This is a genomic window from Actinopolymorpha alba DSM 45243 (genome assembly GCF_000373925.1).
GTDB lineage: Bacteria > Actinomycetota > Actinomycetes > Propionibacteriales > Actinopolymorphaceae > Actinopolymorpha > Actinopolymorpha alba.
In genome coordinates, this window is record NZ_KB892708.1 from 380,363 (window position 1) to 404,627 (window position 24,265).

Consider the following 24,265-nt stretch of genomic DNA (forward strand, 5'->3'; position numbering starts at 1 on the left):
CAAGAGAATCGGTCAAATTCAGAGCGAAACAAAGATGGGGACTCCTTGTGGAACGCGCGATCGCGCTGCCATTCTTGGCCCGATAGCTCCGCGCCGGGCAGAGCCGGAAATGATCGGGCAGGAAATGTACGCCGAGGAACGCCAGCTCGAGATCCTGAGCCGCGCGCGTGCCGCGGGCCGGGTCGACGTCGCGGGGCTGGCCGGGGAGCTGCACGTCACCCAGGAGACCGTGCGCCGCGACCTCACCGTCCTCGAACGCCGCGGCCTGCTCAAGCGGGTGCACGGTGGGGCGATCCCGGTCGAACGCCTGGACTACGAGCCGAAGCTCGCCACCCGGCGGGAGCAACGCACCGCGGAGAAGCTCCGGATCGCCACGGCCGCGCTGGCCGAGGTGCCCGACGAAGGGGCGATCCTCTTCGACAGCGGCTCCACTCCGGAAGCCCTCGCCCGGCGACTGCCGACCGACCGCGAACTCACGGTGCTCACCAACTCCCTGCCGATCGCCATGCTGCTCGCCGGCAAGCCGAACCTCGCCGTGTGGAGCCTGGGCGGTCTCGTCCGCGCCCGGACGCACAGCACGATCGACGACTGGGCCCGGCGGCAGCTGGAGGACATCTCCGTGGAGGTGGCGTTCCTCGGGACGAACGGTCTGAGTGTCGCCCGCGGACTCACCACGCCGCTGCCGACCGAGGCCGCGGTCAAGGCCGCTATGGTGCGGGCCGGTAAGAGACGCGTACTGCTGGCCGACCACTCGAAGTTCGGTCGGGACAGCTTCTGCCGCTTCGCCAGTATCGAGGAGCTCGACGTCGTGGTAACCGGTAGCGAGGTGGACGACGACACCGTCGCCGAGATCGAGTCCTGCGGACCCGCGGTGGTCCGGGCGTGATCATCACGGTCACCCCGAACCCCAGCATCGACCGTACCCTCGAGCTACCCACCCTTGCGCTCGGTGACGTCAACCGCGCGCGGGCGCACCATGTCGAGCCCAGTGGCAAGGGCGTGAACGTCACAAGGGCGCTGGCCGCCAACGGTGTCCGGTCGACGGCGGTTCTCCCGATTGGTGGAGCGGAGGGCGGCCAGCTGCGTTCCCTGCTCGATGACGAGGGCGTGAGTTACGTCGCCGTTCCCATCGCCGGCTCGGTCCGGGTCAACATCTCCATCGCCACCCGCGGAGGTGTCGTCACCAAGGTCAACGAACCTGGCCCGGCGCTGTCGTGGGGCGAAGCCGAGGCGCTCGTCGAGGCGGTGCTCGCGACGATGGGGCGTAACGATCGGGTGGTCGCCTCGGGGAGCCTGCCCGGCGCGGTCGCCGCGGACTTCTACGCCGAGTTGGGTGCGCGGGTACGCCACGCCGGCGGGTGGTTCGTCCTGGACACCAGCGGGGACGCGTTGCGGCGCGGCCTGGACGGGCAACCCCGGTTGGTCAAGCCCAACCTCGACGAGCTCACCGAGTTGGCGAGGATGCCGCTGCCGACTCTTGGCGACGTGATCGCGGCGGCAGAGGAGGTCCGGGGCACGACCGGCGGTGCGGTGCTGGTGAGCCTCGGGTCCGCGGGCGCGGTGCTGGTCGACGGCGAGTCTCCGGTGCATGCCGAGGTACGCGGGCCCGTGCTGGTACGCAGCAGCGTGGGGGCCGGCGACAACCTGCTCGCGGGGTTCCTCGCCGGCGCGGGGGACCGGGCCGCGTGCGTTCGGGAGGCGGTCGCATGGGGCACGGCGGCGGTACGGTCACAGCGCAGCCTGGCCCGTCCGATCACGCCGGACGACCGGCGTTCGGTCGTGGTTCACCCACGGCCCGACCTGTCCCGCGCGGTCTGACGCATCGTGGGTGCCGCCGCGCCGGCCGGTGGCGGGTGAAGTTCTGCTGCTCCTGGTCTGTCAGGTTCGGAGTCGGTGGTTGCGGTTGGGGTTGCGGTTGGGGTCGATCCATTCGGGTGGGGTGAATTCGGGTATGCCGTCCGCCGCAACCTGGACTTTCCAGGCTCCTTGGTGGATCAGGCGGTGGTGATAACCGCACAGGAGGGTGCCGTTGGCGAGGGTGGTGGGTCCGCCGTTGAGCCAGGATTTGAGGTGGTGGCCGTGGCACCAGGCTGGTGGGCGGTCGCAGCCGGGGAACGCACAGCCTCGGTCTCGTAGTTCGAGGAGTTTGCGGAGGCGTCCGGTGAAGAATCTGGTGCCGTCGCAGAGGGCGACCTCGCCGTCGCGGATGCCGAACCAGCTGACTTTGGCGTCGCATGCCCACTCCTGAACCGTGCGTGCCGATACGTAGGTGCCGGTACGCAGCAGCCGTCCCAACCCGGTGCCCTTCCCCAGATCCTCGTCGGTGATCGTCACAACGATGTGCGGCTTCTCCCCACCCTGCGACGGGGACTCCCCGGAGTCGAGGTAGCGGCGGATGAGTTCGTCGAGCGCTTTGCCTCTGCGTTGGGCGGCGCTTCGGGGGTCCAGCCCGTCCGCGGTGGTGGGGAGCGGTTTGGAGAGGGGTTCGATGGCGGTGCGGAATCGGTCGGCCGCGATCGGGTCGAGCTTCCCGCGGATGTGGGTGCCGGATCCGTCTGGGGCGTCGTACAGCGACAGTTCGCACCGCCGGGCAGCCTTGGCTTCTTCTTCGGCGAGCTTCTTCGCAAGCACCTTGTCGGCCAGGTCTGGGTCGACCGCGTTCAAGACGGCTTTGCCTAGGCCCGGCCAGGTCTTTCGGGTCGAAGACGCGGGCGTGTTCGACCAGGACCTGTTCGGCTTCGGCGCGTGTTTCCTGGCCGGCTTCTTTGGGCAGGTCTCTGATCGCTTTCGCGATCACGCGTGCGTGGTCGGCGCTGATCTCGCCTGCGTTCAACGCAAGCTGCACGAGCGGGAGGGCGGTGTCGAGATCGTTGGCCAGCTTCACCGCCGCCCGCGCGTGTTCGGGACGCATCCGCAGCAGCGACGACAACAAGGCGGCCGTACTGGTCGCTCCGGCTGTGCGGCCGAGGTCTTGCCGGTCCGCCTCGCGGATCACCTGAAGTTGGAGCGCGTCGAGCTGGGCCTTGACCGCTTCGAGACTGACCAGGAGGTCGATCAGTTCCTGGCCGGGAGTCGACCAGAACAGTGCACCGGACTCCTCAGCGAGGCGGGCACGTATCCGCTCCACCAGCACCGAGAACCGGTGCCGGCCCGTGTCCGCCGAGGTCGAATCCATACCCGAACACTAGCGGCGACCACCGACAAGACCCGGTCCCGAAAGCCCAACAAAACAAGGGCATCCGCCATCCGTCAGGGCCATCGTTTTGGGTCGGGGGCACCCTTGGCCAATAGAGCCGTACAAGGGTGCCCCCGACCCAAAACGGCACGCCTCGCGATGCCAGCCGCCCACCGCCCACCGCCCCACCGCCAGGCCCGCGTTCCATGATCATGAAGGCAGAAAGGGTAATACGTCCCGAAACCCTCCATGAACGAGATCATGATCACGGAAGTGGGGCCGGCTGGGAGCGCTGCCGCCGCGTTCGGCTCTGAGTCAGCTGACCCCTGGGTGCCGTAGGATCAACGCTGAGGTTCGCGTAAGGGGAGGGCGAGATGGCACAGGTCGACGGCATGGTGGAGATCACCTCCGAAAGCGAACTCCGGGAGCTGGTGGGCCCGGTCCAGCCGAACGCCGCGACCAAGGTCCGTACGTACCTTCACGAGCTTGACAAGCAGTGGTTGGCACAGTCGCCGTTCTGCCTGATGGCGACGGCGGGTGCGGATGGTTCGTGCGACGTCTCGCCCAAGGGTGACCCGGCCGGCTTCACGTTGGTGCTTGACGACACCACGATCGCGATCCCCGACCGTCCCGGAAACCGGCGCGTCGACGGCTTCCACAACATCCTGGCCAATCCACACGTCGGCCTGCTCTACATCCTCCCCGGTCGAAGTGACACCCTGCGAATCAACGGCCGCGCCCGCCTGGTGCGGGACGCGCCCTTCTTTGACCAGATGGTCGTCAAGGGCCACCGGCCGCAACTCGCGCTCGTCGTCGAGATCGACGAGGTCTTTCACCACTGCTCGAAGGCGTTCCTGCGATCGGCGTTGTGGAAGCCGGAGACCTGGGACACCGAGGCGGTGCCGTCTCGGGCCCGGATCTCCAAGGCTCTCGACCGCAAGGACGAGAGCCTTGAGGATCTCGAGCGTTACTACGGCCCGCAGTACGCCGAACGCCTCTACGGCTGAGAAGGCCAGCAGAATAGGGCGCCATGCGCACACTGGTGATCGGTGACCATTTCATCCCGGCTTCGGCCTACCTCGACCAGCTCGTCGACCTTGGCATGTTGCCCGCCGACGTTCGCACCGTCGACTGGCGCGGCGCCAAGGGGGAGCAGCACGCGGCCCAGCAGGTGATGGAGCACCAGGGCCCGAATGCCGTACCCATCCCAGCGGAGGTGGTCGCGGCGGTCAGCGACGCGGAGGCGCTGGCGTTGCACTTCGCGCCGGTCCCGGCCGCGGTGCTCGACGCTGGCGCGGCTCTGCGGGCGGTCGTCCTCGCCCGGACCGGCCTGGAGAACGTCGACGTCGAAGCGGCCACCGCCCGCGGCATCGCCGTCGTCCCGGTCTACGGCCGCAACGCCTCGGCCGTGGCCGAACTCGCGATCGGCCTGATGCTGAGCGAGGCCCGCGACATCGCCCGTGCTGATGCGTCGGTGAAGGCCGGCGGATGGCGTAAGGACTTCGGTGGGCCTGGCCATGAGGTCGGCGGAAGCGCTGTCGGCATGGTCGGCTTCGGTCATGTCGGGCGCGAGCTGGCCCGCCGGCTGCGGGGTTTCGACGTACGCCTCCTTGTCAGCGATCCGTATGTCGACGCCGACATCCTGCGGTCGTACGACGCGACGCAAGTCGACCTTGACACTGTGTTCAGGGAGTCGGACTTCGTTCATGTCTTGGCCAGGCTGACGCCGCAGACCGAGCGGTTCATCAAAGCCGAGCACTTCGCGTTGATGAAACCCACGGCGTACTTCGTCAACACCTCGCGCAGCCGACTGGTCGACTACGACGCGTTGTACGCCGTCCTCGCGGAGGGCCGGATCGCCGGTGCGGCCCTCGACGTGTTCGACACCGAACCCTTGCCCCCCGACAGCCCGTGGCGCACCCTCGACAACGTGACCATCACGACGCACTTCGGCGGCGACACCACAACCACCAACCTTCGCTCGGCCCGGCTGGTGGCCGAAGCCATCGCCGAGCTGGACCGCACCGGCCGGATCGCGACCGCTGTCAACGCGCCCGCTCTCGGCTGGGCCTGAGGCCGATGGGCAGCGGAGTCCGCGACCTCCTGCTCGGCGTCGACGCGGGGCAGACCGTCACGAAGGCCTGCGTCTTCGACCGCAAGGGGCGTGAGCTCGGGGCCGGCAGTGCCCGCGTCGAGCTGTCGACTCCCCGGCCGCACTGGGTCGAACGCGACATGGAGGCGGTCTGGCAGGCGACCGCGACCGCGATCCGCCGCGCGCTCGCGGCCGCGCAGGTCACGGGTGAAAGGGTCGCCGCGGCCGGGATCGTCGGCCACAACGACGGCTTGTACCTCCTGGACGAGAACGCCGCGCCGGTGCGGCCCGCCGTGACCGCGATGGACACCCGGGCTGGTGGTGTGCTCGCGGAGTGGCGGCGTTCGGCGATGTGGGCGCGGGCGCTGGAGCTGACCGGGCAGGTGCCGTTCGCGGGCTCACCGTCGGCGCTCCTGGCGTGGTTCGCGCGCTACGAGCCGGACGTGCTCGACCGCGCGAGGTGGGTGGTGTTCTGCAAGGACTGGTTGCGGTTCCGGCTCACCGGGGCGATCGCCACGGACGCGAGCGAGGCGAGTTCGGCGTTCACCTCGGTCCGCACGCAGGACTACGCCGGGGAGGCCCTCGCTCTCTATGGTCTGGAACGCTTCGCCGACCGGCTGCCGCCGATCCTGCCCAGTCACGCGATCGCCGGTGAGGTGACCGAGGCGGCGGCTCGAGCGACCGGTCTCGTCGCGGGCACGCCGGTCGTGACCGGCGCGCATGACGTCGACGGTACGGCGGTCGGCACCGGCGTCGTCCACCCCGGACTACTGAGCCTGGTGGGTGGGACGTTCAGCATCAACCAGGTCGTGAGCACCTCCGTGGTCGTGGACGAACGCTGGCAGGCGCGCAGCTTCGTCCAACCTGGCCGCTGGCTCAACATGTCGACGTCCCCGTCCTCGGCGACAAACCTTGACTGGTGGCGAAAGATGTTCGGGCTGGGCGCCGACGACGCTGACTATGCCGGACTCGAACGCGAGGCCGCGGCCGCCCTGGACGGACCCAGCCAGGTGCTCTACCACCCGTTCCTCTACGGCTCGCCGTACGGCGAATCCGCCAGTGCGGCGTTCCTCGGCGTACGCGGCTGGCACCAGCGCGGCGACCTGGTACGCGCTCTGATGGAGGGCGTGGTCCTCGGCCACCGGGTGCACGTGGACTCGCTGCGAGAGAAGTTCGCGGTGACGGGCGTGGCCCGGCTGTCTGGTGGTGTTGCCCGGAGCGTGGTCTGGTCCCAGATGTACGCCGACGCCCTCGACCTGGAGGTCGAGATCCCCGACTGCGCGGAGACAGGTGCGCGCGGGGCCGCGCTGCTCGCCGGGCTCGGCGTCGGGTGGTACGCCTCGCTGGACGAGCTGGCCGAGATGGTGACGATCGCCCGCCGGCATGCTCCGGACCCGGGCCGGCGCGAGGTACTCGCCGACACATATCACCGCTTCCTCCATGCGGCCTCGGCTCTGCGGGAGCTGTGGCCTGAGCTCACCTGAGGTCCGGTTCTCCGGGCGACGCGCGTTGTCCGGATGGCAAGATGCCGCTGGCTCCAGCCAATTCCTATTGAAATAGTAGGACTATGCCCGGGGTCGACGTTCTCACCTCCCGCCGCGCGATTGACTTCAAGCGCGTCGCCAGCGACCTGTGTCTTTGATCCTCTGATCCTGTTGCCGCGCGGGTGGGGGAACCTGCCGGACGCTTCGCCGTCGTGGGTCTGGGTCACCCCATGAACGGCTCTTCTGGGCAAGGGTGCCCCGACTCCACATTCCCCACGCTCACCTGAAGGCACGGGTCGTTTCCATGCGGCCCGAAGCCTTGTGTCTGCCTGCGGTCTTTCCACCTTCCCAGGAGGAGGTTGGCATGACGATTTCCGTAGCTTCGACCGCCCACATTCAGACCACTTCGGCTACCGAGGGCTTCCGATCAGCGTTCAGGCGCCACGCCGCCGGAGTCGTGGTCATCACCGCTGATGCCGGAAACGGACCGGCCGGATTCACCGCCACGTCGTTGGCGTCAGTGTCGTTGGACCCGCCCCTGCTGGCGTTCGCCCTCTCGACGACGGCGTCGAGTTGGCCAGTCGTGGCCGCGGCCGACACCGTGGTGGTGAACTTCCTCAGCGTCGACCAACATCCCATCGCGCGACGATTCGCGACGAGTGGGATCGACAGGTTCGCCGCGCCTCTGCGGTGGTCGCGGCTCCAAAGCGGCGAGCCGGTGCTGGACGAGGTCCCCTGTCACCTCGTTGCCGCGATCGAGCATCGCCAGCCCACCGGGGACCACGCGCTCGTTGTCGCCCGCGTCGTCAAGGTGACGTTGCACCGTGACTATCCGCCGCTCGCGTACCACTCCGGCAGCTACGCCGGTATCCAGCCGATCTGACGTACGCACGACCAAGAACGAATCCCAAGAACCTCAAGGACCTCACATGAAGCGCACCTTTCGTGCCGCCATCCCGTCGGCCGTGCTCGCGCTGGCGTTGGCGGCCCTGGCCGGCTGCGGGAACAGCGGAGCGGCCACCGAACCCGACGGCACCCGAGCGGTGCCCAGCGCCGGCGAACTTCCCAGCAAGGTGCCAGCGGGAACGAAGCTGGTGGTGGCCGACCAGAGCGAGAACACCCAGAGCGCGCTGCGGGCATCCGGGGAACTCGACAAACTTCCTTTCACCGTGGAGTTCGCCAACTTCACCGGTGGTCCGGCGATTCTCGAAGCGTTCCGTGCCGGTGCGGCCGACGTGGCCGGCGTCGGGGACACTCCACCCATCCAGGCACAGGCCTCTGGTGAGGACGTGCCGATCGTCGCCGCGGTCCAGCGTTCCAGCCGCAACACCCGGCTCGCGGTGGCACCCGGGGCGAACGTCCGCACGCTGGCTGACCTCAAGGACAAGCGGATCGCGTACGCCGAAGGCACGGCCCAGCAGGCGATCGTCCTGCGCGCCCTTGACAAGGCGGGGTTGACGACGACCGATGTCGAGCTCACCCGGCTCCAGCTCGGAGATTTCCTCGATGCGGTCCGCACCGGCCAGGTCGACGTGGCTCCGCTCGGCGAACCCAACCTCACCCGGTTTATCGAAGCCACCAAGGCAAAAGGAGGCGAGGTGATTTCCGAAAGCGAGACCCATGACCTGTCCACCGGCCTCAGCTATGTCTACGCGCGGCGCCAGGTGCTCGAAGACCCCGCCAAGGCAGCCGCGGTACGGGTGTACGTCGAGCACTGGATCCGCGCGCAGCAATGGGTGAGCGACCACCCGAAGGAATGGGTGGACTCCTACTACGTCCGCAACCAACACATCAGCAAGGCCGACGGGGATCGCATCGTCGCCGCCAATGGCATTCCCGGATTTCCCAAACTCGCTGATCTCGTCAAAACCCAGCAACGCACCATCGACCTGATCAAAGCGGCCGGTGAACTCCCCAAACCGCTCGACGCCGCCAAGGAGTTCGATCTGCGGTTCGATCCCGTGATCGAGAAGGTCGTGACCGACATCGGTGCGCGCACCGAGCCGAAGGATGTGCGCTGAGCATGAGAGTTCCGACGTCAACGGAGGCCCACCCATGAGTGCGACCTCGACCGAATCCACCCGCCACCTCACCACGAAGTCCAACGCCGGTGCCGCGACCAACCTTCAGGCCGACCAGCGCCAGACCACGCGGCGGCGCACCCGCCGACGGCTCGCACCCGGCCGCCCGATCCCCGGCTACCGCCTGCTCGGACCGGTACTCCTCCTGGCGGCCTGGGTCGTCACCTCAGCGGTCGGCATCCTCGACGCGCGCACGCTCTCACCACCGTGGACGGTGGTCACGACCGCCGGTGAGCTCATCGCGGACGGACGGCTGCAGTCGAACCTGACCACCTCGCTGACCCGGGCCGTCATCGCCCTCGTCATCGGCGTGGCCGCCGGCGTCGTGCTTGCCCTGGCGGCAGGCCTCAGCCGGATCGGTGAGGCCCTGATCGACGGTCCGGTGCAGATCAAACGCGCGATCCCGTCACTGGCGCTGATCCCGCTCGCCATCATCTGGTTCGGCATCGGCGAAGGCATGAAGGTCACGATGATCGTGCTCAGCGTCTTCGTACCCGTCTACATCAACACGCACGCGAGCCTGCGCGGAATCGACTCCCGCTATGCCGAGTTGGCCGAGACCGTTGGCCTGCGCCGCTGGGAGTTCATCTGGCGGGTGGCTCTGCCCGGATCCCTGCCGGGCTTCTTCACCGGACTAAGGATCTCCGTCACCGTGTCGTGGCTCGCCCTGGTGGTCGTGGAGCAGATCAACGCCACCAGCGGGATCGGCTATCTCATGTCGCAGGCGCGCAACTACGGGCAGACGGACGTGATCGTGGTCGGCCTGGTGGTGTACGCGCTGTTCGGGCTCGCCTCCGACACGTTCGTACGTTTCGTGGAAGGGCGGGTGCTGTCATGGCGACGTACGCTGGCCGGCTGAGCGCACCGCCAGCACCCGACATCGCCCGGCTCGCGGTGCGGACGACCGGGCTGACCCGGCGGTTCGGCGACCGGACGGTCCTGGACCGGGTGGACCTGACGATCGAGCCGGGGGAGTTCGTCGCCCTGCTCGGCCGTAGCGGCTCGGGCAAGAGCACCCTGCTCCGCGCGCTCGCCGAACTCGACCACGACGTCGCGGGCGAAGGCGACATCGACGTTCCCGAGAACCGTTCCGTCGTCTTCCAGGACTCCCGGCTGCTGCCGTGGGCGCGGGTCCTGCCGAACGTCGTCCTCGGCCTGAGCGGCGGTCCCGGCGCACGGCAACGCGGCGTCGCGGCACTCGCCGAGGTCGGACTGGCCGGCCGTGAGCGCGCCTGGCCCACCGAGCTCTCCGGCGGTGAACAACAACGCGTCGCGCTGGCCCGCTCCCTGGTCCGTGAGCCCGAACTCCTCCTCGCCGACGAACCCTTCGGCGCCCTGGACGCGCTCACCAGGATCCGCATGCACGGCCTGCTTCGTGAACTCTGCGAACGCCACCGTCCCGCGGTGCTCCTCGTCACCCACGACGTCGACGAGGCGGTCGTCCTCGCCGACCGGGTGCTGGTCCTCGACGAGGGCCGGATCGTGCTGGATCGCCCCAACAACCTGCCCACACCGCGAGCGCACCGCGACCCGCGCTTCATCGAGCACCGGGAGATCCTGCTCGCCGCGCTCGGAGTCGGTATTACGCAAGACGACGAAGGGAATGCCGAATGCTGATCCTCAACGCGTTCCTCATGACGACGGGCCATCACGAAGCGTCCTGGCGTTACCCGAAGACCCAGCCGGAGCGGGCGCATGACATCCGGCACTACCAGGAACTCGCCCAGCTCGCCGAACGCGCCAAGCTCGACGCGGTGTTTCTCGCCGACGGCCCGGCGCTTCGCCAGGACATACGGCATCGGGTCCATTCGGCGTTCGAGCCGATCACCCTGCTCACCGCGGTCGCCGTCGCGACCGAGCGGATCGGCCTGATCTCGACGGCATCGACGAGCTACTACGAGCCGTACAACCTGGCCCGGTTGTTCTCTTCGCTCGACCACATCAGCGGTGGCCGGGCGGGCTGGAACATCGTGACAACCGCGGGTCTGGCCGCCGCCCAAAACTTCGGCCTGGACGCGATCCCCGCCCACCAGAGCCGCTACCAGCGGGCGCGGGAGTTCGTCGACGTCGTCCTGAAGCTCTGGGACAGCTGGGAGGACGATGCGATCGTCAACGACACCGCAGCCGGGATCTACGCCGACGACAGCCGGATCCATGAGGTCGGACACGTCGGACCGGAGTTCCAGGTCAAGGGTCCGCTGAACGCGCCGCGCTCACCTCAGGGACATCCGGTCCTGGTGCAGGCGGGTTCCTCCGAGGATGGTCGCGGGTTCGCGGCAACCTACGCGGAGGCGATCTTCACCGCCCACCAGACCCTGGCGAGTGCCCAGGAGTTCTACGCCGACATCAAGCAGCGCGTGGCGACGCTCGGGCGCGATCCCGCACACGTCAAGGTGTTGCCGGGCCTGAGCCCGTTCATCGGCAGTACTGAGGAGGGGGCCCGCGCCCTGGAGCGGGAGTTCAACGAGCTGACCGTGCCGGCGTACGGCCTGCGCCAGCTCAAGGGACTGACCGGCGTCGACCTCTCCGCCCACCCACTCGACGGGCCGGTTCCCGCGGACGCCTTCGGTGACGTCGAGTCGGTGGAGGGTGCGCAGAGCAGGTTCGTGCTGGTCCTCGACATCATCGACCGGGAGAAGCCGACCATCCGGCAGTTGCTGCACCGGCTCGCGGGCGGCCGGGGGCACTGGGTCTTCGCGGGTACGCCGGAGCAGGTGGCCGACCACATCGAGCGGTGGTTCACGCAGGGGGCGGCCGACGGGTTCAACATCATGCCGCCGTACCTGCCCGGTGGGCTGGCCGACTTCACCGAGCAGGTGGTGCCCCTGCTCCAGCGGCGCGGCCTCTTCCGGACCGAGTACGCCGGAACGACGCTGCGCGACCACTACGGCCTGCCGCGCCCGTCCAGCCGCTACGCCGAGTCGCCGGCACGAACCGCCTGAGAGAGGTCGCGGGGTTCGTCGGAGGTGGCGCTGGCCGTGGCCGCGGCGATCGTGGCGGCGAACCCTTGCGGATTGTCGTACGTCATGACGTGCCCGGCGTCTGGGACGTGGAGCACGGTGACGCCTGCGGGCACCAGACCGGTCAGGTCGAGGTAGGTGGACCGGGCGCCGACTAGGATCGCGCGGGGCTTCGCCAGCCCGGCGAGCTGCGTGCGGAAGGTCGGCGTCCGGTCAGCCAGCAGCGACACCGAGGTGAGGTACATGCCCCGCGGCGACCAGCGCCCGGTGGTCGCGTGGAAGACCGAGAAGCCCGCGGCGCGTTCGTCGCGGTCGACGACGGCGCGCAGGGCGTCGTACCCCCGACTCACGAACGCGTGCTCTGACTGGTTGGCGATGTGCCGGCTGAGGGTCCCGATGCCCGGGTCGAGGTTGGGTTCGCACACCACCAGGCGGCTCACGAGGTCGGGCCGGCGGAAGGCCAGCGCGATGGCGACGGAGCCGCCCAGGCTGTGACCGACGACCACCGAGTCTCGTAGGTCGTGGGAGTCCAGGACGGCCGCGACGGCATCGGCGTGCTCCTCGATGGTGTACCCGAACGACTCGGCCGGGTCACTCCATCCGGTGCCGACCAGATCGATCAGCAGGGATCGACGCCCCCGCAGGGCAGGGCTGGTGACCAGCGCGGGAAAGTCCGCGGTGGCGGCCGAACCAAGGCCGGCGAGGTAGACGTGGGTGGGGGCAGAGCCCGGGAGTTCGAGGTAGCGGACCCAACTGTCGTACCCCGGAAGGAGGAACGCGCGCATAGGGGCAGCATGCCGCACCGCGGGGGTTGGTCGGCTCGCGGACGCGGCTCGCCGTCAGGCCTGCGAGCGCCGCCGACCCCGCCGGGCGACCGCCACCAGGACGGCCGGCTGGTCGCCGTGGTTGTGGAGCACCCGCAACTCAAGACCGGTGAGCCACAGAAGGTCGCCCGCCGCGAAGGTACGCCGCCCGCCGGCCGCACACTCGAGCTCGACCTCACCCGACCTCACGATGACGAGGGCGTCCCGCCAGGCGGTTTCGTCGTACGCCAGTGAACCGCCGGGAGGAAGGGTGGTCACCCTGGTCGTGAACGCCGGACCGGGGCGCCGGCCGAGTATGCGCGGCTGCTGGTCATCGCCGTCGTCCGCCAGTGCCTCAGACCTTGCGGGCTTGTCCTCGCGTCCGCTCACGAGCCGGGTCTCCCTCCGTGTCCGTCGGCCTGCCGTCATCGGTATGACGCATGCCGGCCGCACAATTCATCGCTGCAACTCAGCGCTGTCCGGGTGAGGTCGGGCCACGCCGCCGCGGCCGTTTGCCGATGGGGCGGTGGGGTAGGCGCAGGAGGTGAAGCAAGCGTTGGTTGACGGTGTACGCCGCGACCGGGCAGAGGTGCCATGAGTTCCACGGCGGATCCCCTCCTACAGCAGGCGATCGGTGCTGGTGGCCCGACCGCGGCGATGCTGCGGGTCGCCTCTGCCGCGCTACGGGACCAGAGCGTGTCGTACCTTCGCGGCGGCGGTCTTCGTACCCGCGCGGTCCTCGCGTCGGGCGCCCTGCCGGAGAAGCTCCGCCGGGAGGCGTACGCCGTGTTGGGTGGCCGGACTGGTCTCCCACCGGACCGGCTCGCCGAACTCGACCTGGAGGCGGCGGCCCGCTGGGTGGTCGGTCACTACGACCATCGGAGGTACCCCGGTGTCGTGATCGGCTCGGCCAACGGCGCCGCGCTCCACGTGTGTGCGGCGGCGGGAGTTCCGTGGCTGCCGCAAACCTTGCCAGTCACCGTCCGCTGGCCGGGGAACGACCCTGACCGGCCGGACCGTGCGATGGAGTTCGGTGCGCGGACGGCGGCGCCCTTGCTCGACCGTCACCCCGACATCGAGCTCCACCATCTGCACGACCCGAACCACGACCGGCTGCGGACCAGCCAGGCGCTGTCCCTGCGGCTGAAGTGGACATCTCTGCCGGCGGCGTACGCGATGTTCCTCGCCGACTGCCTCGCGCCGGGCGCACCGATCGTGCTCCTCGAGGACACCTCCACCTGGCCGACGACCCGAGTTGCCGAACGGCACGTCTTCCAGACCGGAACGCCTGGCGGGATCGCCGCCGAGGAGTACCTGCGCGGCTCGGAGCGGGTCGCGGCGTTCCTGCGGGCCCAGGGTTCGACTCTGACCGCGTTCGCCGTACCCGAGCCCGACGGCACCAGCCCGGAAGCCGAATGGGGCTTCGACCCGGGGCTCGCGGAGGCGTTGACGCGCTGGACGAGCAGGACCGGGCAGGAGCTGATCCGGTTACGGACCCCGTCACCGCAGGCGTTGGCGGAACCAGTTGCGGCACAGCTTCGTGACAGCCTGCGCAAGGCCGGCGCGCCCGGTGACCGGTTGCTGGTCGAGTCGTCGGTGCTGCTCGACCCGGTGGCGGCGGCGCGCAGCGGTTCCGTGGCGTACTGGACCCTTCTCGGAGTCGAGCCGGCCCGCCAGGCTGTCGCTCGCCACCTCGAGGCCGCCGCGGCGGCGGGTGCGCCGTACCACGACGTCGACGTTCTCCTCTTCCCGAACGGCGTCGCGTCGGTGGGCGCGACGCCGCCGCGTGCGTGGGCGGGACTCGCCGAGCACGTGACGGGCACGATCCGCTTCCTCGCTGGGACGGAACGAGGATGGCCGGCGCACTTCGACACCTTGGCGAGGTACGACGCGGCGCTGCGCGGACTCCCGGGGGTCCTGCCGGCGACGCCGCCGCTCGACCTGCGGATGACGCTTCGCTGCCTCGGGGCCGTGGAGGCGTACTGGGCCGGCGACCGTGCGCTGAGCAACCATCGCTCAGGCTCCCAGGGAATTTCCAGGTGGCGCCCAGGCTGGTCTCAGTTCGACGCGCGATGGTAGGCATGCCATCTGGAAGACGCGCGTCGAAAGGAGAAGCAGCATGCGCCCAGTGAGGCGATGGGTCAGCCGTTCGACAGTCGTCGGCGTGTCCGTGTCCGCCGCTACGATCACAGCTCTGACCATCGGGGGAATCGCGCTGGCCGACAACCTTGCCGCGGCCGGCACGGGATCCCAGGCCGCACCCACACCCACGGCCAGCACCCAACCGGACAAGTCTGATGGTTCGACGTCTGACAAGGTCAAGGACGCTCGACTGCGTGGCCACTTCGCGGAACGCAAGGGTGGGTTCGGGATCGGCATGGGTGGCGCCCTGCACGGCGAGTTCGTCATCCCCAAGGACGGCGGCGGCTACCAGACGCTGCTCACCCAGCGGGGAGCGGTCCAGAGCGTCAGCGACACGTCGATCACCGTGAAGAGCGACGACGGCTACACCAAGACCTACGCCGTCAAGGCCGACACCGTGGTCAACGCGACCCGCGACGGCATCGGCTCCGTCAAGAAGGGCACGACGGTCCGCGTGGTCGCGAGCGAGAGTGGCGACACCGCGACGGCCCTACGTATCGCCGACGAGTCGGCGCTCAAGGGCCTGCGGCGCGACCTGATGCCGAAACGTCCGATGGGTGAAGAGCGCCCGGGGCGCTAGCGAGCCACTACCTGGATTGGGGCGGGACTCGCTGGCCGGACTGGTCGCGGCGGNCCAGTACACCTCTTTCGACTTCGCGACGAAACTCGCGGAATACGACATCCGCCAGTCGGTCGGTCGGACCGGGGTATGTTTCGACAATGCCATGGCCGAATCGTTCTTCGGTAAACTGAAAACCGAGTTCGTCCACCATCGAACGTTCGCCACCCGCGCCGAGGCAAGGCGTGAGATCATCAGATACATCGAGGGCTTCTACAATCCACGTAGACTTCATTCCGCGAACGGATACCGGCCACCATCCGAAGTGCTCGAAGAATGGTTCACAAAGAACATAGCGGCCTGATATAGTTCATCTGCGTTCGTATCCAGGAAACGCCGGGCACCTCACGGGCCGCCGTTGAGCCATGAACGAATGTGGTGGCCGTGGCACCAGGCGGGTGGGCGATCGCAGCCGGGGAACGAACAGCCCCGATCCCGTAGCTCCAACAACTTGCGGAGCCTGCCGGTGAAGAATCTGGTGCCGTCGGAGAGGGCGACTTCGCCGTCGCGGTTGCCGAACCAGCTGACCTTCGCATCACACGCCCATTCCTGGACGGTGCGGGCGGAGACGTAGGTGCCGGTACGCAGCAGCCGTCCCAACCCGGTGCCGTTGACCAGGTTTTCGTCGGTGATGGTGACAACGATGTGGGGCTTCTCCCCACCCTGCGATGGGGACGTCCCGGAGTCGAGGTAGCGGCGGACGAGTTCGTCGAGCGCTTCGCCTCTGCGTTGGGCGGCGCTTCGGGGGTCCAACCCGTCGGCGGTTGTCGGGAGTGGTTTGGAGAGTGGTTCGATGGCGGTGCGGAACCGGTCGGCCGCGATCGGGTCGAGCTTCCCGTGAAGATAGGTGCCGGAGCCGTCCGGGGCGTCGTACAGCGACAACTCACACCGCCGGGCAGCCTTGGCTTCTTCCTCGGCGAGCTTCTTCGCAAGCACCTTGTCGGCAAGGTCCGGGTCGACAGAGTTCAAGACGGCTTTGCCCAGACCGGCAAGGTCTTTCGGGTCAAACGCGCGGGCATGCTCCACCAGCACCTGTTCGGCCTAAGCCCTGGTTTCCTGTCCGGCTTCCTTCGGTAGATCACGGATCGCTTTTCGCGATCACCCGAGCGTGGTCGGCGCTGATCTCACCCGCGTTCAACGCAAGCTGCACCAACGGCAGGGCAGTGTCGAGGTCGTTCGCCAGGCGTACCGCCGCCCGGGCGTGTTCGGGACGCATCCGCAGCAGCGACGACAACAAGGCAGCCGTACTGGTCGCACCGGCCGTTCGGCCGAGGTCTTGCCGGTCCGCCTCGCGGATCACCTGAAGTTGGAGGGCCTCCAGCTGCGCCGAGAGAGCTTCCAGGCTCGTGAGCAGGTCGGTGAGTTCGTCACCGGGAACCGACCACAACAGCGCACCGGACTCCTCGGCGAGACGGGCACGTATCCGCTCCACCAACACCGAGAACCGGTGCCGGCCCGCATCCGCCGAGGTCGAATCCATGCCCGAACACTAGCGGCGACCACCGACAAGACCCGGTCCCGAAAGCCCAACAAAACAAGGGCATCCGCCATCCGATAGGGCCATCGTTTGGATCGGGGGCGCCCTTGGCCAATAGAGCCGTACAAGGGTGCCCCCGACCCAGAACGACACGCCCTGCGATGCCAGCCGCCCACCGCCAGGCCCCGTCCCGTGATCATGAAGCCAGATAGGGCTATACGTCCCGAAACCCTTCACCACAACGAACATGATCACGAGAAGGGGGTGGGGGAAGGCGGGGCGTCAGGGCAGGCTGGCCGCGCGGTCCAGGGGGAGCCGCACGCTGACGGTGGTCGAGCCAGGTGTCGAGTCGAGCACGACCGAGCCGTGATGGGCGTCAACCACCGCTTGCACGATGGCGAGTCCGAGGCCGGTCCCACCGCTGGCGCGGTTCCGTGAGGTGTCGCCACGGTAGAACCGGTCGAACACGTGGGTCATCGACGCCGTGGGTACCCCCGGCCCGTTGTCGTGGACCGCCACCAGCGCATCGCCATCATCGGGAACGACGCGCAGGTCGACACCGGTGCCAGGCGGAGTGTGGAAGTGCACGTTCGCAAGGAGGTTCGCGAGCACCTGGCGGAGCCGAGCCTCATCCCCGGAGACGATCAAGGCTTCCGCGGGTACGTCAAGCCGGATGGGCCGCTGGTCGTCGCGTACCCGGAAGTCGTTGGCCGCGTCGACCGCGAGCCGGCACAGGTCGACCTCGTTGTGTGCCAGCGGCCGGCCCTGGTCGAGCCGGGCGAGGAGGAGCAGATCGTCGACCAGCAGGCTCATCCGGGCCGACTCGTCGGCGATCCGGCGCATCGCCGTCGACATCTCCGCCAGGTCGAGATCGCCCTTCCGGCGTGAGCGTTCGGAGAGTTCGGCGTAGCCGCGGATGGTGGCGAGTGGCGTACGAAGCTCGTGCGACGCATCGGCGATGAACTGCCGCAGCTGGCTCTCAGCCTCGTTGCGGGCATCGAAGGACCCGTCGATCGCATCCAGCATGTGGTTCAGGCCCGAGCCGAGTTGGCCGACCTCGGTCTGCGGCGGGAACTCCGGGACCCGCAGGCGCACACCCGCACCCGGACCGGTGAGATCCGCGCTTGCGATCCGGCCAGTGGTCGCGGTGATCCTGGCGAGTGGTGACAGTCCCACCCGGATCAGCAACGATCCCAGGACCGCCGTCACGACGAGCCCCACTTCGCCGACAGCCAACTCGATGATCAGCAGGCGTCGTACGGTTTCCTCCATGGCATGCAGCGGCAGGCCGACCACGAGGCGACTACCGTCCCCCAACGTCATCGCCGCGAAGCGGTACGGCCCACAAAGGGCCGCGACGTCGAGGGTCTGGGGATCACTCCCGGGGAGGTCGCGCGCGATCTTCTGCGCATCCGCGGTGGGAAGCTCGACTGGCGTCCCCTTCCGGTCGCGCCAGGTGGGCGGTAGCGCGGAGGTCGATCCGTTGCCGCTGACGAGGAACCGCAGTGCACCTTCGGGTGGCAGGCCCAGGCGGGCGTCGTCAACCTCACCTTGCTCCAGTGCGCTCGCGGTCTGGTGGGTGAGCTGCGAGAGTTGCTGGTCGGTACGCCTGAGCAGATAGGTCTGCAGCGCGTTCGTCGTCGCCAACCCGCCGGCGAGGAGGACGACCGCGGTAAGGAGCAGGACGAGCGCGAGTACTCGCCGCCGTAGGGGTTGCCGCGCCACGAGGGCGCGCACCGAGTGGTACGCCCGACGACCTGGGTCGCCTCCACTTCGCCGTCCGAGAACCCGCACCGCTGACCTGTCAGGGCTCAGGAAAGGGATGGACGCAGGACGTAACCGACGCCGCGGACCGTGTGGATGAGGGGTTCGGCACCCACGTCAACCTTGCGGCGAAGGTAGGAGATGTAGAGCTCGACGACGTTGGTGTTGCCGCCGAAATCGTAGTTCCACACCCGGTCGAGGATCTGCGCCTTCGACAGCACGGTGCGGGTGTTGCGCATCAGGAACCGCAGCAGCTCGAACTCCGTCGGCGTCAACTCGATCAGCCGGTCACCACGGCGGACCTCCCGGGTGTCCTCGTCGAGCACCAGATCGGCCACCTGGATGCCGGTCCCGCGGGCTGGCGTGACGGTCGCACGTCGCATCACGGTGCGCAACCGGGCGACGAGTTCCTCCAGGCTGAACGGCTTGGTCACGTAGTCGTCGCCACCGATCGTCAGGCCGCGTACCCGATCCTCGGTGGCATCGCGCGCCGTCAGGAAGATGACCGGCGCATCGACGCCTTTGGACCGGATGAGAGAAAAGAGCTCGAATCCGTCAATATCAGGAAGCATCACGTCGAGCACGATGGCCGACGGTGCGAATTCGCGTACCTGCCGCAGCGCTTCGTCCGCGTCGGAGGCCACGGCCGTTTGCCAACCTTCGTAGCGCAAGGCGGAGGCGATCATCTCCGCGAGATAGCGCTCGTCGTCTATGACGAGAATCCTGATGGCCTTTTCGAGGTTTTCGTCCAGAATCTCGCGTCCGTTTGATTCCCGTATGTCGTGCTCGTCGCTGCTCGCCATTGCCACCTGTTGCTCCTCATGGAAAGGCCGAGATCCCGAGGTTTGCCAGATCTCCGGTGAGGGTTCCTAGCGGCGCCCCACCGTGGACAGCCTGTTCCTACTGAAACACCTTGGGTACCGATTCTGAGCGGCCGCTGTGGATTTGCTGTGCGGGAGCTGTGAAAGAACGCGGCCGTCCCTGTTTCACAGGAACTCCACAGGCTGGACACCGGGTACGCACAGGCGAAACCCACACGATTGGCAGCATGCGTGAGACTGCGAGCGCCGGTGTGGCCGGCAGGTCCACGGTCAAGCGGCGCCGGCATCGGGCGCCCTTCGCGACTGGTCCCGGGCACGAGCTCCGGGCGTACCTGCTCCGCCACTCTCCGTCCGTCCTGTGGGCCCTGATCATCGTCGGCGGCCTCGCGATCACGTGGTTGTGGTGGAGCAGCACGCTCCCACCAAGATCGGTCGGCGGCGAGCTCACCGAGGCCGGCCGGCTGACCGGGTTGTACGCCGGCTATCTCGTCATCATCCTGCTCGCCCTGATGGCACGGATTCCGGTACTCGAGCGGGTGGTTGGCGCCGACCGGTTGGCGCGGGTGCACGGCATGGCCGGAAGGTACGTCGTGAGCCTCGTGGTGGCACACGGGCTGCTGATCCTCGTGGGGTACGCGTCGACCGGCCACACCGGGCTCGTCCACCAGGCGCTGAGCCTGCTCACCGGTTACCCGTACGTGCTGTGGGCCGCCATCGGTGGCGCGTTGTTCGTGCTCGTGGGGGTGCTCTCGATCCGGAACGTGCGAAGCCGGATGAGTTACGAGGCGTGGTACCTCCCGCACCTGCTGACGTACGTCGGGATCGGCCTGGCGTTCCTCCACCAGATCGAAACCGGTGCGCAGTTCGTGACGAACCCGGTTGCCCGGCTGGCATGGATCGCCGCGTACGCCGCGGTGACCGCGCTGCTGGTGTGGTGCCGGGTCGTGGTGCCCCTGCGGAACAGCTGGCGGCACCGGTTGGTCGTCGCCGACGTACGCGCCGAAGCGCCCGGTGTGGTGTCGGTCTATCTCACCGGGTCTCGACTCGCGGAGTTGAACGCCGAGGCCGGGCAGTTCCTGCGACTGCGCTTTCTGAGCAAGGGCTTCTGGTGGCAGTCGCACCCGTACTCGCTGTCTGCTGCGCCCAACCCGCACTGGTTACGCGTCACGATCAAGGCACTCGGCGACCACACCGGCCAGTTGCAGGGTCTCCGTCCTGGGACGAAGGTGCTGGCCGAAGGACCGTACGGCGCCCTCACCGCCCGCCGCCGCAGCCGGCACGGTGTCCTGCTGGTGGCCGGTGGTGTCGGGGTCACACCTCTGCGCGCGTTGTTCGAGTCGTTGCCGGCCGCGCCAGGACGGCTCACCCTGCTCTACCGTGCGACGTCGCCGGTCGACCTGGTATTCCGCCACGAACTCGATCAGCTGGCCGCCGCCCGGCAGGCGCCGGTGCATTACCTGCTGAGCCAGTCGGAGGAACACCGCGGCGATCCGTTCCACCCGGGCTCGTTGCGTCAACTCGTCCCTGACATCGCCGAGCGGGACGTCTACATCTGCGGGCCGTCCGGCATGACGGACACGGTCATCGAGTCGCTTCGCACGTGTGGCGTACCCATCCGACGCATCCACCACGAGGACTTCACGTTCTAGCAAGCGAATCTGAGGAGTACGCCATGAATCTGAGGAGCATGCGATGAGACGCGTCGCCCTGGCCGTCCTGTCGACGATCGCCGGCCTGGTCCTGCTGCTGGGCGTCAAAACCCAAGGGGGAACGGGTGGTGGACTCTCGCTCGCCAGTGGCGTCCAGTCCCCGGCTGCCAACCCAACGCTGACAAACAGGCCCAGCCGGGCGATCAGCCCCAGTCAGACCGTGGGCCCCAGCCCCAGCCAGACCAGCACTCCAAGCGAGACCAGCAGTCCCAGCCCGACCAGCAGTCCCAGCCCGACCAGCAGCCCCAGCCCGACCGGCAGCCCGAGCCCGACCCGCAAGGCCCACTTGACAGACCGCTCGACCTCGACCAGCAAGCCAACCCCCACGCGGCGTCCAACGACCCCTCCGCGTCCCACCCCCACGCAGATTCCCCAGCGGACGGTGACGGGCGAGCTGGTGGATACGCAGTACGGTCCCGTGCAGGTCAAGGTGACGCTGAAGGGTACGAAGCTCGTCGACCTCACCGCGGTGCGGTTGCCGGACGCCAACCAGCGCGATAGGGACATCGCGTCGTACGCGGCTCCGGAGCTTCGCAAGGAAGCTCTCGCCGCGCAGAGCGCCCAGATCGACTCGGTCTCCGGCGCCACCTACACCAGTGAGGGCTACATCCGGTCGCTCCAGTCGGCGCTCGACCAGGCGGGTGTCTGAGGTGACGTCCGAAGCCCGGCCGCGCGGCCCGCGCCACGTGGAGCACGTAATGGGCACGGTCGTGACCGTCGACGTCCGCGACCCGTCGATCAGCGACGAGGCGGTCGCGGCCGTGACCCGGTGGCTGCACGCCGTGGACGCGACGTTCAGCACCTACCGGTCCGACAGCGCGATCAGTCGGCTCGACCGCGGGGAGATCAGCCCGTACGAGTGTCCCGACACGGTGGCGTGGATCCTCGACCTGAGTGCGGAGCTGGCGGATCGAACCAGCGGGTACTTCGACGTCCGCTACGCCGGTCGCCTCGATCCGTCCGGTGTGGTCAAGGGCTGGTCGATCGACCAGGCCGACCAGATCCTGCGTACCGCCGGATCGACGAGCCACTCGATCAACGCCGGCGGGGACGTGCGGTCCTTCGGGAGTCCCGAACCCGCGCGCCCGTGGCGGGTCGGGATCGTCGACCCGCACGACCGTACCCGCCTCACGACGTCCGTCGCGGGTACGGACTTCGCCGTCGCGACCTCGGGCACGGCCGAACGGGGCGCCCATGTCCTCGATCCGCACACCCCCCGGCCGGCGGAGGACCTGGCGAGCGTCACTGTCGTCGGCCCGGATCTGACCCACGCCGACGCCTACGCCACGGCGGCGCTCGCCATGGGGCACACCGCGCTTGACTGGCTGCCCACGCTCGACGGCTTTGACGCGTACGTCGTCCTGGCCGACGGGCGGACCTGGTGGAGCGACGGCTTCCCGGCGATCGGTGATGTCCCGCCCACCCAGCGTGCCGCGGGGTAGGGCCGCGACATCCAGAGTGGCTGCCACACCTGGCGGGATTGTTCTATAATCGCACACGTGACGGTTGGGGAGCGTGTCGCGGTAGCGCGGGCCGAGGCTGGGCTGACCCAGGCGCAGTTGGCGTCGGCGGTCGGCGTTGACCGGAGCGCGCTGGCAAAGATCGAGACCGGGGCGCGGCGAGTGTCTGCGGTGGAACTCGTGGCGATCGCCCGGGAGTTGCGCCGCCGCGTCGAGTGGTTCGTGGAGTCGGGACCAGCTGCGATCGTGTCCTACCGGGCGTCGAAGCCCGAGGTGGCGACCCAGGCGATGGACGCTGAGCTCGAGCGGCTCGTCCGTGACGTGGCGTTCGTCGCTGAACAGGTGCCCGTCCTGGTCACCGGTCAGCCCGAGATCGCCCACCGGCCAGGGACGCCCGAAGAGGCGGACAGGCTTGCCGCCGAGACCCGGTCGATGCTCGGGTTGCTCCCGGATGAGCCTGTCAAGGATTTGTCTCGCCTAGTCCCGAGCATTGGCCTGCTGCCGTTCTCCCTGCCCTTGGACGCAGGCGCGGACGCCGGGACCGTCCTACTCGACAAGGGTGGCGTCACTGTGATCAACGGTGACCTTCACGTGGGGCGCCGGCGCCTGGCCCTAGCGCACGAACTAGGGCACTACCTGATCGCGGACCCCTACACCACCGACTGGCGGGTCGCAGCCACGGACGCCGATGCGCTGGAAGCCCGTCTGGACCGGTTCGCCCGCTCGCTGCTGATCCCCGCAGCCGACCTGCGGGAACGGTGGCGGGAGTGGCTCAGTGCGCCTGGGGAGACCTTGCGTGATGCCGCCGTCCGGGCAGGTAGCCACTATCGGGTAGACATGGCCACCTTGGCCCGGCGGCTTACCGAACTCGACCTCACCGACACCGGTCAGGCCGACGCGATCCGGCAGGTGCGCACCAAGAAGGCAGACATCGTGGAGAAGAACCTGCTCACCCACCACGAACTGGAGCCGGTGTCGCTTCCCCGGCCGTACGAGCAGGCCGTGCTTAGGCTGTACCGCAGCGAGACCATTACCGCTGACCGGGCGCTGGGGCTTTTGCTCGGCACATTCGACCCGGACTCGCTGCCGGACCTACCCCCGGCTCCCGAGGCTGAAATCTGGGCCGTCATCTCGTGACCGGCGCGCCCACGTATGTGATCGACACCGGCCCCCTGAGCCACTTCGCCCGGGGTCAATGGCTCGGTGTGCTCAAAGTCGTCCTCCAGGACACGCGGGTCGTCATCCCGGACGTCGTGGAGACCGAACTCTGCAACGGCGTAGGGCAACACCACTACCTGCGAGCGGTACTTGACGCCGACTGGATCGAAGTCGTTCCTCTCAACACTGACGAGCAGTTGACTGCCTTCGCCTACTACACGCAGCGCCTGGTCGGTCCGAACGGGCGCAACGTGGGAGAGTGTGGCGTGCTCGCCCTAGCGGAGACTCTCCCCTCGACTGTCGCCGTAGTTGACGACCGGGTGGCAGGAAAGGCCGCAGCGGGACGTGGTGTGCACGTCCGCCGGACACTCGGTCTGCTGTGCGACGCGATCCGGAAGAACCTGCTGACAGTCCCGCTTGTGTCAGCCGTCGCGGACGACCTACTCGCGAACGACTACCGCCTACCGTTCCAGCCTGGCGGATTTGCGCAGTGGGCCGAACACGAAGGTCTCACCTAAGC

General features: G+C 68.4%; 26 protein-coding genes and 1 pseudogene. 18 read left to right on the forward strand and 9 right to left on the reverse strand.

The window, feature by feature from the left end; genetic code table 11:
* The first annotated feature begins 109 nt into the window (after nt 1-109).
* Both B141_RS0104250 and B141_RS38810 read left to right on the forward strand, forming a co-directional pair.
* The gene (locus B141_RS0104250; protein WP_237742610.1) at nt 110-886 is read left to right on the forward strand and encodes a DeoR/GlpR family DNA-binding transcription regulator; all 777 of its coding nucleotides are present in this window, start codon (nt 110-112) and stop codon (nt 884-886) included.
* A complete protein-coding gene (locus B141_RS38810; RefSeq protein ID WP_020573934.1) occupies nt 883-1,818 on the forward strand; it encodes a 1-phosphofructokinase family hexose kinase in 936 nt (311 codons plus the stop codon). The genes B141_RS0104250 and B141_RS38810 overlap by 4 nt, the downstream gene beginning before the upstream one ends.
* Before the next feature lie 60 nt (nt 1,819-1,878).
* Here the strand turns inward: B141_RS38810 and B141_RS51210 are convergent, their stop codons facing one another.
* A complete protein-coding gene (locus B141_RS51210; protein ID WP_020573935.1) occupies nt 1,879-2,664 on the reverse strand; it encodes an HNH endonuclease signature motif containing protein in 786 nt (261 codons plus the stop codon).
* Nucleotides 2,665-2,695: 31 nt separating this feature from the next.
* Nucleotides 2,696-3,175: pseudogene (locus B141_RS52675) on the reverse strand (DUF222 domain-containing protein); the annotation flags it as partial.
* 374 nt (nt 3,176-3,549) lie between these two features.
* Here B141_RS52675 and B141_RS0104265 point away from each other — a divergent pair.
* The 8 genes from B141_RS0104265 (at nt 3,550) to B141_RS0104300 (ending at nt 11,774) form a co-directional block, all read left to right on the forward strand.
* Nucleotides 3,550-4,182 carry a pyridoxamine 5'-phosphate oxidase family protein gene (locus tag B141_RS0104265; protein ID WP_020573936.1) on the forward strand — a complete coding sequence of 211 codons (633 nt, stop codon included), beginning with the start codon at nt 3,550-3,552 and terminating at the stop codon, nt 4,180-4,182.
* Nucleotides 4,183-4,205: 23 nt separating this feature from the next.
* Complete coding sequence (locus tag B141_RS0104270; RefSeq protein ID WP_020573937.1) at nt 4,206-5,249, forward strand: 2-hydroxyacid dehydrogenase; 1,044 nt, start codon at nt 4,206-4,208, stop codon at nt 5,247-5,249.
* Nucleotides 5,250-5,254: 5 nt separating this feature from the next.
* Nucleotides 5,255-6,751 (forward strand): FGGY-family carbohydrate kinase, encoded by a 1,497-nt coding sequence (locus B141_RS0104275; RefSeq protein ID WP_020573938.1) that lies wholly within the window; start codon nt 5,255-5,257, stop codon nt 6,749-6,751.
* A gap of 364 nt (nt 6,752-7,115) precedes the next feature.
* Nucleotides 7,116-7,634: a flavin reductase family protein gene (locus B141_RS0104280; RefSeq protein WP_020573939.1), complete on the forward strand. Its 519-nt coding sequence runs from the start codon at nt 7,116-7,118 to the stop codon at nt 7,632-7,634.
* Between the two features lie 46 nt (nt 7,635-7,680).
* Nucleotides 7,681-8,772 (forward strand): ABC transporter substrate-binding protein, encoded by a 1,092-nt coding sequence (locus tag B141_RS38815; RefSeq protein WP_020573940.1) that lies wholly within the window; start codon nt 7,681-7,683, stop codon nt 8,770-8,772.
* Between the two features lie 34 nt (nt 8,773-8,806).
* Nucleotides 8,807-9,691 (forward strand): ABC transporter permease, encoded by an 885-nt coding sequence (locus B141_RS0104290; RefSeq protein ID WP_020573941.1) that lies wholly within the window; start codon nt 8,807-8,809, stop codon nt 9,689-9,691.
* Nucleotides 9,667-10,449 carry an ABC transporter ATP-binding protein gene (locus B141_RS0104295; RefSeq protein WP_020573942.1) on the forward strand — a complete coding sequence of 261 codons (783 nt, stop codon included), beginning with the start codon at nt 9,667-9,669 and terminating at the stop codon, nt 10,447-10,449. The genes B141_RS0104290 and B141_RS0104295 overlap by 25 nt, the downstream gene beginning before the upstream one ends.
* The gene (locus B141_RS0104300) at nt 10,443-11,774 is read left to right on the forward strand and encodes an LLM class flavin-dependent oxidoreductase (RefSeq protein ID WP_020573943.1); all 1,332 of its coding nucleotides are present in this window, start codon (nt 10,443-10,445) and stop codon (nt 11,772-11,774) included. Before B141_RS0104295 ends, B141_RS0104300 begins: the two co-directional genes overlap by 7 nt.
* On the opposite strand, the gene B141_RS38820 is transcribed toward B141_RS0104300, so the two are convergent.
* A complete protein-coding gene (locus tag B141_RS38820; protein ID WP_020573944.1) occupies nt 11,744-12,577 on the reverse strand; it encodes an alpha/beta fold hydrolase in 834 nt (277 codons plus the stop codon). The genes B141_RS0104300 and B141_RS38820 overlap by 31 nt on opposite strands.
* 54 nt (nt 12,578-12,631) lie before the next feature.
* Nucleotides 12,632-12,985 carry a cupin domain-containing protein gene (locus tag B141_RS0104310; RefSeq protein WP_020573945.1) on the reverse strand — a complete coding sequence of 118 codons (354 nt, stop codon included), beginning with the start codon at nt 12,983-12,985 and terminating at the stop codon, nt 12,632-12,634.
* Between the two features lie 204 nt (nt 12,986-13,189).
* Here B141_RS0104310 and B141_RS38825 point away from each other — a divergent pair, with 204 nt between their 5' ends.
* The 3 genes from B141_RS38825 to B141_RS38830 are packed head-to-tail and all read left to right on the forward strand — an operon-like array spanning nt 13,190 to nt 15,660.
* A complete protein-coding gene (locus B141_RS38825; RefSeq protein ID WP_020573946.1) occupies nt 13,190-14,674 on the forward strand; it encodes a hypothetical protein in 1,485 nt (494 codons plus the stop codon).
* Between the two features lie 40 nt (nt 14,675-14,714).
* The gene (locus B141_RS0104320; RefSeq protein WP_026256897.1) at nt 14,715-15,317 is read left to right on the forward strand and encodes a hypothetical protein; all 603 of its coding nucleotides are present in this window, start codon (nt 14,715-14,717) and stop codon (nt 15,315-15,317) included.
* Nucleotides 15,295-15,660: an integrase core domain-containing protein gene (locus B141_RS38830; protein WP_084678082.1), complete on the forward strand. Its 366-nt coding sequence runs from the start codon at nt 15,295-15,297 to the stop codon at nt 15,658-15,660. The genes B141_RS0104320 and B141_RS38830 overlap by 23 nt, the downstream gene beginning before the upstream one ends.
* A gap of 41 nt (nt 15,661-15,701) precedes the next feature.
* Here the strand turns inward: B141_RS38830 and B141_RS52130 are convergent, their stop codons facing one another.
* The 4 genes from B141_RS52130 to B141_RS0104345 all read right to left on the reverse strand — a co-directional run bounded on the left by B141_RS52130 (nt 15,702) and on the right by B141_RS0104345 (nt 19,400).
* Nucleotides 15,702-16,388 carry an HNH endonuclease signature motif containing protein gene (locus B141_RS52130; RefSeq protein WP_026256898.1) on the reverse strand — a complete coding sequence of 229 codons (687 nt, stop codon included), beginning with the start codon at nt 16,386-16,388 and terminating at the stop codon, nt 15,702-15,704.
* A 46-nt stretch (nt 16,389-16,434) separates the two neighbouring features.
* Nucleotides 16,435-16,836: a DUF222 domain-containing protein gene (locus B141_RS52135; RefSeq protein WP_026256899.1), complete on the reverse strand. Its 402-nt coding sequence runs from the start codon at nt 16,834-16,836 to the stop codon at nt 16,435-16,437.
* Between the two features lie 279 nt (nt 16,837-17,115).
* On the reverse strand, nt 17,116-18,570 hold the full coding sequence (locus B141_RS0104340; protein WP_020573949.1) for a sensor histidine kinase: 1,455 nt from the start codon (nt 18,568-18,570) through the stop codon (nt 17,116-17,118).
* Nucleotides 18,571-18,644: 74 nt separating this feature from the next.
* Nucleotides 18,645-19,400, reverse strand: a complete 756-nt coding sequence (locus B141_RS0104345) for a response regulator transcription factor (protein WP_020573950.1) — start codon at nt 19,398-19,400, stop codon at nt 18,645-18,647.
* 245 nt (nt 19,401-19,645) lie between these two features.
* Here B141_RS0104345 and B141_RS0104350 point away from each other — a divergent pair, with 245 nt between their 5' ends.
* On the forward strand, nt 19,646-21,067 hold the full coding sequence (locus B141_RS0104350) for a ferredoxin reductase family protein (RefSeq protein ID WP_020573951.1): 1,422 nt from the start codon (nt 19,646-19,648) through the stop codon (nt 21,065-21,067).
* A gap of 213 nt (nt 21,068-21,280) precedes the next feature.
* Here the strand turns inward: B141_RS0104350 and B141_RS50210 are convergent, their stop codons facing one another.
* Nucleotides 21,281-21,454 carry a hypothetical protein gene (locus B141_RS50210; protein WP_020573952.1) on the reverse strand — a complete coding sequence of 58 codons (174 nt, stop codon included), beginning with the start codon at nt 21,452-21,454 and terminating at the stop codon, nt 21,281-21,283.
* Between the two features lie 55 nt (nt 21,455-21,509).
* Here B141_RS50210 and B141_RS48985 point away from each other — a divergent pair, with 55 nt between their 5' ends.
* Genes B141_RS48985 through B141_RS0104370 form a run of 4 tightly spaced genes read left to right on the forward strand, consistent with a single transcriptional unit; the run spans nt 21,510 to nt 24,263 of the window.
* Nucleotides 21,510-21,776, forward strand: coding sequence for an FMN-binding protein (locus B141_RS48985; protein ID WP_020573953.1), 267 nt, complete (start codon nt 21,510-21,512; stop codon nt 21,774-21,776).
* Nucleotides 21,777-21,825: 49 nt separating this feature from the next.
* Entirely contained in the window at nt 21,826-22,569 is a 744-nt protein-coding gene (locus B141_RS0104360) for an FAD:protein FMN transferase (protein WP_020573954.1), read from the forward strand.
* Between the two features lie 57 nt (nt 22,570-22,626).
* The gene (locus B141_RS0104365; RefSeq protein ID WP_020573955.1) at nt 22,627-23,724 is read left to right on the forward strand and encodes an XRE family transcriptional regulator; all 1,098 of its coding nucleotides are present in this window, start codon (nt 22,627-22,629) and stop codon (nt 23,722-23,724) included.
* Nucleotides 23,721-24,263: a PIN domain-containing protein gene (locus B141_RS0104370; protein WP_020573956.1), complete on the forward strand. Its 543-nt coding sequence runs from the start codon at nt 23,721-23,723 to the stop codon at nt 24,261-24,263. The genes B141_RS0104365 and B141_RS0104370 overlap by 4 nt, the downstream gene beginning before the upstream one ends.
* The last annotated feature ends 2 nt before the right edge of the window (nt 24,264-24,265 follow it).

Bases quoted from the DNA above. Each gene is read 5' to 3' on its own strand.
- B141_RS0104280 (WP_020573939.1), top strand. From the start codon at position 7,116: ATGACGATTTCCGTAGCTTCGACCGCCCACATTCAGACCACTTCGGCT.
- B141_RS0104320 (WP_026256897.1), top strand. From the start codon at position 14,715: ATGCGCCCAGTGAGGCGATGGGTCAGCCGTTCGACAGTCGTCGGCGTG.
- B141_RS38815 (WP_020573940.1), top strand. From the start codon at position 7,681: ATGAAGCGCACCTTTCGTGCCGCCATCCCGTCGGCCGTGCTCGCGCTG.
- B141_RS0104360 (WP_020573954.1), top strand. From the start codon at position 21,826: ATGGGCACGGTCGTGACCGTCGACGTCCGCGACCCGTCGATCAGCGAC.
- B141_RS38820 (WP_020573944.1), bottom strand. From the start codon at position 12,577: ATGCGCGCGTTCCTCCTTCCGGGGTACGACAGTTGGGTCCGCTACCTC.
- B141_RS0104270 (WP_020573937.1), top strand. From the start codon at position 4,206: ATGCGCACACTGGTGATCGGTGACCATTTCATCCCGGCTTCGGCCTAC.
- B141_RS0104290 (WP_020573941.1), top strand. From the start codon at position 8,807: ATGAGTGCGACCTCGACCGAATCCACCCGCCACCTCACCACGAAGTCC.
- B141_RS0104300 (WP_020573943.1), top strand. From the start codon at position 10,443: ATGCTGATCCTCAACGCGTTCCTCATGACGACGGGCCATCACGAAGCG.
- B141_RS0104265 (WP_020573936.1), top strand. From the start codon at position 3,550: ATGGCACAGGTCGACGGCATGGTGGAGATCACCTCCGAAAGCGAACTC.
- B141_RS38825 (WP_020573946.1), top strand. From the start codon at position 13,190: ATGAGTTCCACGGCGGATCCCCTCCTACAGCAGGCGATCGGTGCTGGT.
- B141_RS0104275 (WP_020573938.1), top strand. From the start codon at position 5,255: ATGGGCAGCGGAGTCCGCGACCTCCTGCTCGGCGTCGACGCGGGGCAG.
- B141_RS0104295 (WP_020573942.1), top strand. From the start codon at position 9,667: ATGGCGACGTACGCTGGCCGGCTGAGCGCACCGCCAGCACCCGACATC.
- B141_RS0104350 (WP_020573951.1), top strand. From the start codon at position 19,646: ATGCGTGAGACTGCGAGCGCCGGTGTGGCCGGCAGGTCCACGGTCAAG.
- B141_RS0104250 (WP_237742610.1), top strand. From the start codon at position 110: ATGATCGGGCAGGAAATGTACGCCGAGGAACGCCAGCTCGAGATCCTG.
- B141_RS0104345 (WP_020573950.1), bottom strand. From the start codon at position 19,400: ATGGCGAGCAGCGACGAGCACGACATACGGGAATCAAACGGACGCGAG.
- B141_RS52135 (WP_026256899.1), bottom strand. From the start codon at position 16,836: ATGGATTCGACCTCGGCGGATGCGGGCCGGCACCGGTTCTCGGTGTTG.